The sequence below is a fragment of the Pseudoalteromonas umbrosa genome (genome assembly GCF_030125375.1).
GTDB lineage: Bacteria > Pseudomonadota > Gammaproteobacteria > Enterobacterales > Alteromonadaceae > Pseudoalteromonas > Pseudoalteromonas umbrosa.
On record NZ_JASJUU010000004.1, the window covers coordinates 391,185 to 398,472 of the forward strand.

General features: G+C 41.0%; 4 protein-coding genes. All 4 read left to right on the forward strand.

The window, feature by feature from the left end:
• The first annotated feature begins 58 nt into the window (after positions 1 to 58).
• Genes QNM16_RS16630 through QNM16_RS16645 form a run of 4 tightly spaced genes read left to right on the forward strand, consistent with a single transcriptional unit; the run spans position 59 to position 7,267 of the window.
• Positions 59 to 2,380: a penicillin acylase family protein gene (locus QNM16_RS16630; RefSeq protein ID WP_284021545.1), complete on the forward strand. Its 2,322-nt coding sequence runs from the start codon at positions 59 to 61 to the stop codon at positions 2,378 to 2,380.
• Complete coding sequence (locus QNM16_RS16635; protein WP_284021546.1) at positions 2,380 to 4,122, forward strand: cyclic peptide export ABC transporter; 1,743 nt, start codon at positions 2,380 to 2,382, stop codon at positions 4,120 to 4,122. The genes QNM16_RS16630 and QNM16_RS16635 overlap by 1 nt, the downstream gene beginning before the upstream one ends.
• Positions 4,122 to 4,829, forward strand: a complete 708-nt coding sequence (locus QNM16_RS16640) for an ABC transporter ATP-binding protein (RefSeq protein WP_284021547.1) — start codon at positions 4,122 to 4,124, stop codon at positions 4,827 to 4,829. The genes QNM16_RS16635 and QNM16_RS16640 overlap by 1 nt, the downstream gene beginning before the upstream one ends.
• Complete coding sequence (locus QNM16_RS16645) at positions 4,826 to 7,267, forward strand: ABC transporter permease (RefSeq protein WP_284021548.1); 2,442 nt, start codon at positions 4,826 to 4,828, stop codon at positions 7,265 to 7,267. The genes QNM16_RS16640 and QNM16_RS16645 overlap by 4 nt, the downstream gene beginning before the upstream one ends.
• The last annotated feature ends 21 nt before the right edge of the window (positions 7,268 to 7,288 follow it).

Below are 7,288 nucleotides of genomic sequence, written 5' to 3' on the forward strand. Positions count from 1 at the left end.
AAATTTTCCATTATTACTAAGAGTGTTTGTTTTTATATTTATTCCCGCACTAATAATATTGTCGCTGACATATTCATATATTGAAAAAGGTGCACCATTATATCATGGAGAGAAAATATTAAATGGACTGAGCTCACAGGTGGTGGTGAGTTTTGATGATGAAGGCGTTCCTAGCGTAGTCGCAGAGACTGAATCAGATGCATTTTTTGCCCAAGGGTATATTCACGCCAACGATCGTTTGTGGCAAATGAATTTAAGCCGACAAAGAGCTAGGGGCACACTAAGTGAAATATTTGGTAAGTCGCAATTGAGCAGTGATGTTTGGTTTCGCACTTTAAACTTAACACGAGCAGCTGAGCAGGCATTTGAGAGCCTAGACCCGGCTGCGCAGCAGGCATTAATTGCTTACTCTGAAGGGGTAAATGCTTATATCGAACACATGATGCAGTTGCCTCCAGAATATTTAATGCTAGATATTAAAGAGGTTGAGCAATGGTCTCCAATTGACTCATTGCTAATCCATAAATTAATGGCATTGACACTCAGTGGTAATATGTTCGATGAGCTCCAGAGAATGAGAACTGCTGGAGTGGTACCAAAAGATGATATGCACTTTTTCTACCCATTTGACTCTGCACCCGAAACCTTACTCACAAGTGAATTAAGTACATTATCACTTGTTCAAGGTGGAGAAGAAGCTAAGGTAAAGCATGATCGTCAAAGGTTTGTTGGCAGTAATGCGTGGGCTGTCTCTGGAAAACTTACGGCTTCAGGCGATGCGCTTTTAGCGAATGATCCGCATTTATCTATCGCTGCGCCTGCAATTTGGTATCAGATGGATATGCAAGGTGGTCAGTTAAATGTATCTGGCTTCTCTTTGGTTGGTTTACCAGGCATTACATCTGGCGCAAATCAACACATTGGCTGGGGGTTTACAAGTCTGATTGCAGATCAACAAGATTTGTATATCTATGACTCATCTAGTGCGTTTGATGAGACTGTAGAGACTATTCGAGTCAGAAGGCCATTTTTTGAATCATTACAAAGTGAATATGAAGAAGTTCAGCTTAGAGTGAAAAACACCGATTACGGCCCCATTGTAAGCGATATAAATCCTGGTACAGGTGTGAATTTAGCTTTTCGCTGGGTTGGACTAGAGCAAGAGGATAAAAGTTTTGAGGCTATCTATAAACTGCAATTCGCGAAGGACTGGACGTCATTTAGAGATGCGTTAAGAGTGTTTAAATCACCGGGCTTAGATTTCTTATACGCAGATAAAAATGGCAATATTGGTCTTCAAGCTGCAGGTCACTTCCCTGTGAGGGTTGGTGCTACAGGCATATTACCTCAACATGCAGCTGAAGAGTCAGCTCTTTGGTTTGGTGTGCACAACTTTGAGGATTTACCATCACAATATAACCCTGAACTTGGCTATATTGTTTCGGCCAATGAACATAAGGTATTACCTGATGGTTCAGCCATTTCCTATGAGTCGGCACCAGGTTATCGCTTTAATCGCATTTCACAGTTACTCAATGATGCAATACGAGCGGGTGACTTATTTACGATAGAGAGCATGGCGAGTATGCAGTTAGACACAGTGGACCTAAGCGTTCAGCCTTTGCATCAACTTATGACTCAAGAAAAGGTTTATCATGCAATAGAGCAATCAAGCACTGTGATTGACCAGACGCAATTGAAGCACCTTCTAAAGACGTTTTCAGAATGGGATTACGCATATGCAAAAGAAAGTGTTGCGGCCACATTATATCATTATTGGTTAGATGCGATTAAAGGAGCTTTGGTTGGCCAGTCAACTTTGCCTAATGAAATTGATACTAGCAGAGCACACTTATTTAATGTGCTCTTAACTAGATTGAGTGGTTCACAGCTTGCAGAGTATATCGATGAGAAGTTTCCTTCTTGTTCGGAGTCTACAGGCGAAGACAATAAGTGTGTCAATTTGCTGTCCAGTACTTTTAACGCTGCCCTTAGCAAAATAATTAGGGAAACACAGAGCAGTAACTATGCTGATTGGCAGTGGCAAAACCTGCACTTTGTTGAGTTCAGTAACATGGTGTTTAGTGAAAACCCTGTAACGGACAGTTTGTGGAATGAGCGCAGAGTTGCACAAGGGTCTGAATATTCAGTCAATGCAGCAAATGCAGTGGCTAATAATGAAGGGGGCTATCAACAAACCTATGGTGTCTCTTTTCGAATGATTCAGGAGTTTGGTGAGGAAGTGGTACAGCATATGACATTGCCCACTGGGCAGTCAGGTCATATTTTTAGCCCTTACTTTGAGCGAGACAAGGTGTCTGCTGATAAACAAGTTGTAGAGCGTTCTCAGCTTATTTTGAAACCTATGGAATTAAATTAATGCAAGCTTTAAATTTATTTACTCGATTTGCACCCAACAAAACCTTTGTTGCACTGATTTTAGGGCTTGTATCTGGTTTGCTGTACAGCATGTTGATCCCAATTGTTATGCTGGCTATTTCGACGCAAACTAACTCAGATGCCATGACTTCTAGAATTGTAGATGTACTGGGATTTGAGGTATCCAATTGGACGTTAGCAGTGGTTTTTTTCACTGTGTGTAGCTCGATTATTTTACTCAGTACATTATCTGAGATTATTTTGACCAGAATGGCATTGGATATTCGCTCAAGATTGAGAAGAGATATCTATCAGAAGGTACAAGATGCATCTATTGGTGATGTAGACAAAGTAGGTAGGTCAAGTCTATTACAGGCGCTTGCAACAGATGTGCCAACCATCATTGGTGGTGCACAAGCACTTCCAGGGTTAGTTAGCAACTGTGTCATCGTATTTGCAATGCTTGGTTATTTGTCATTCTTAGATTTAGATATATTTTATTTTGTATCAAAAACAGTGCTATGCGGTTCAGTTATTTTCCTTGTAATCACTTATTTTGGTAATCACTATTATAAAATTGCCAGATTGGCACAAGATAGACTTCAAGCTGCGTTTTTAGCTGCTGTCAGCGGCGTCAAAGAGCTTAAACTCTCTCGTAAGAAATATACTTTTTTTGAGCAAAAAATCTTACTTAAAGAAGAACTAGAAGTGAGAGATTTGCAGAAAAAAGGCAGGACATTTCATATTTTAGCGAATAACTTTGGTGATGCGATGTTTTTCGTGACGATAGGTTTTATCAGCTTCATCCTAGTCAACTATTATCACTTTTCGAACAGTGAACTTGTGGCAATCGTTATGGTTCTACTGTATTTGTCTGGGCCTATTAGCATGATCTTAAGCTTATTGCCGACGCTCAGTATTGCTAACATTTCAGTAGATAAACTCAATACCCTGTTTGAAAGCTTACCGTCTGAAAGTTATGACGAGGCGAGCGATAAAAAATTGGAGTGGAAGTCCCTTCAGCTTCGTAATGTTGAATATAAATATAACGCCCAAGGTGGCGATAACAACACTTCTGATTCATTTGGGATTGGTCCGATTGACCTCAGTATCAATGCGGCAGAAGTGACGTTCATCATAGGCGGTAATGGTTCCGGCAAATCGACATTGGCCAAAGTAATCGCACAGCTCTATAAGCCCTGCAGTGGCGAAGTGTATTTTGATAATGAGCTGGTAACAGAAAAAAATATCAATACATATCGCCAAGGGATAGTGACGATTTTTTCAGACTACCACTTGTTTCCACAAGTGCTGATGGATCACAAAGAATATGACAAGGAAAAACATAAGCTAGAGAAGCACCTTAAATATTTTGGTTTGGAAGATAAGGTATCGGTTGATGACTATGAGTTTTCGACTCTCGATTTATCTGATGGTCAGCGCCGAAGATTAGCTTTAGTTATCGCGATGATAGATGTGCCTCAGTTATATATATTTGATGAATGGGCGGCAGATCAAGACCCTGAATTTAAGAGGGTTTTCTATCAAGATATCTTGCCTTATCTGCGCTCGCGTGGCTCAGCGGTACTCGTTATTTCACATGATGACCGTTACTTCTCACATGCCGACAAGCTCGTGTATGTGGAGGATGGAAAAATAGCCTCTGTAGAGTATCCGGAAAAACCAGAACAATTAGAAAAAGTTAACACAAAGAAAAACGTAGATATTGAGGGAATTGCTTGATGAATCAGCCAATTATAGAAATGAAAGGTGTTTCAAAGGTATTTGAAATTGATGATATCCAAACACATGCTTTGCAGAGCATTGATTTAGTAGTGCAGGAAGGACAGTATTTATCGATTACTGGTCCATCTGGTTGTGGCAAGTCTAGTTTGCTGTCAATTATGGGGTTACTGGATGCACCAACATCAGGTGAATATAAAATTGATGGTCAGAGTGTATCTAGTTTAAGTTACGATGCAGCATCTAAATTACGCAATAAAAAAATTGGGTTTATTTTCCAGTCGTTTAACCTGATTGATGAAATATCAGTATTTGACAATGTGGCTCTACCGTTACGCTATAGTGATGAGTCAGTGAGCAGTGAAGCTATGGCACAGCGTGTCACGGAGTGTCTAGAGCTAGTAGGACTTGGGCATCGCTTAAATCACAAACCAAACCAATTGTCTGGTGGTCAGCAGCAGCGCGTTGCGATCGCTCGCGCACTGGTTGCAAACCCATCAGTCTTACTCGTTGATGAGCCGACAGGTAACTTAGACTCAAAGAGTGGCGATCAGATCATGGATATTTTAGATGACCTCAATGCACAGGGTCGAACTATCTGTATGGTTACACACGATGCGCGATATGCCACGAGAGCTAAAACACAACTAAACCTACTTGATGGTCAGCTATCTTACTCTGAAGTTGAGAGATTGGAGGCCGTATGAATATGTTCCGCTACTTACTTCGCGTAGCTTGGCAAGGCTTATCCAATCGCTTGGGATATGCATTTAGTGTTATCTCAACAATGAGTTTTACATTGGGTGTGCTGTTTTGTACCACGAGCTTATTCTATTTTTTAGTTGTTCAACCATTACCTTATGATGAACCGGAAAGACTCTATAAAGTAGAAAAAGTACAAATTGACAAAACAGGCCAGCCAAATGTAAAAGCCTATGGTTATGCGAGCTTGATTCACTTTTATGAAAATCAAGACTCGTTCTCAACAACGGGTATTGCGCATTATGATGACGATGTGATTGTTTCACACCCATCTCAGCCATTGGTTGGTATGACTTATATTACGCCTGACTTTTTTACCACATTAGGAACTGAAGCGCATTTAGGCCGTCTGTTTGATGAAACAGAAAAGTTAAATGCCTATTCTCCAAATGCGATGTTGAGCTATGACACTTGGACAAACCTATTCAACAGTGATGCTGATATTGTGGGTAAAACGGTCCTGATCTCAGGAAAAAGCTATACAATCGTTGGTGTTGTATCAGACTCATTCGTCGAGCCAGAGCTATACGAAGTTGGCAGGAAAACAGGTGTATGGTTACCGTGGGACTTTAATCCGACGCCAGAGAATCGTCGCACAAGGTGGGGAGATAGAGATAACCCTCGCGTATTCATAGGTAAGCTAAAAACTTCTGTGACACCTGAGCAAGCCACGCAAGCGGTGACTGCATTAGTAGGTCGTACTTTTCAAGAAAAAGTGGCTGCTATTCCATTCTACAATGGTTGGAGTGTTGAAATGGAGCTTAATTCATTTCGTGATGTGATCTTAGGTGACAGCCAACTGACGGCATACTTACTGATGGCATGTGCACTTTCAATGTTACTTATTGCCACTGCGAATATTTCTAACTTGTTTCTTTCTCGTGCCTTTGAAAGCAAGAAAGAGTTTGCTATTGCGGCAGCTGTTGGCGCTAATATGAAGCAAATTCGAAGTGGTATATTTGCCGAAATTTTACTGCTGTTATCAGTCGCGACTGCTCTTGGCCTGCTCTTTGGTTATGTCGGTTCCGAGTTAATCAAAACTTATTTACACGATGTTTTACCAATAAATAATCTAGGTGGGTTGAATTGGATAGCGGTTGTCATCGCATTGCCTGTTCTACTCGGCTTATCATGGGTATTGGCGTTAATATCTGCAAATGTCATTGATTACGGTCAGTTACAAGCGTCGCTGCTATCTAGTGGTAAAGGCACAAAAGCCCAAGTGCCTAAGAGTGTGCGTAATACATTAATAGCGGTTCAAACCTTATTTGTATCTATGTTGGTCTTTGTTAATACGTCCTTTTCACTTAGTGCTGTAAATGCAATTAATGACAGTGAAGTGATTAATACTGACAACATGATTGGGTTGAGCCTGACGTTGGATAGGCAAAAGCCAATTACCCGAGAGGAAGCGCGCGCTTGGTTTACGCAAGTTGAAGCTGAATTGAAAGCCATGCCTCAGGTAGAGCGAGTGAGTCGTTCAATGTCACCAGTCTCTAGTACTTTTGGCACATGGTCTTTGGTTGATGAAGCGTCTTTGCAAACAGTATTGCCTGAAGCAAAAATTGTTGATGAAGAGTACTTTAATCTATTTGGTCAAGCGCTTTTGCAGGGCAGCATGTTCACGCGAGCTCAGGCTACAGATTATGAACGCCTATTGATAATAAACGATGTACTTGCTGAGCGCTTGTACCCTAATGGGGATGCTGTGGGCAATCGTTTGTCTTTTGACCTTAATCGCGAAGCATCGACATTTACCATTGCTGGCGTTGTAAAGGGAGTGAAAATGCCAGGAGCAATCTCCATTCCGCCGCGTGTTTATCGAGTTTCTAAAGGTGGCTATGACTTTGTTATTAAGTTTAAAGAAGGTCACTCGGTATCAAGAAGCACGATCAAGGGAATGCTAAATAACATCAGTAGTCGTCTCGTTATTTATGAGCTTGAAGATCTAGAAGAGCAAAAATTCAATAAGTTGAAAAATCAATATATCACCGGTGTGATGTCTATCTCACTGACCCTGATTTCTATAGCGTTAGCTGCGTTGGGGCTATATGGCATCATAAGCTATGGCATTCAACTTCGTCGCTCTGAAATTGGTGTCAGAGTGTCTATAGGTGCTTCGCGAAAAGCGATTGTTATCCAGATGATGCGCGACTCACTTGTTGCGGCAGTGGTTGGTGTGATGGTTGGGTTTGTGCTTATCTTTGTTTTTAAAAATGAATTTAACGAGCACGTTCAAGGCGTCATTCACAATTATTGGTATTTGCTAGGGGCTGTGACGGCATTGTGTATTTTTATCATTGCACTGTTATCAATCCTTAAACCGCTGAGAGGCTTTTTCAAACAGCAGCCAATCGCGCTTTTAAGGCAGTCTGATAATTAATAGGTAAATGAATTTCTTTTC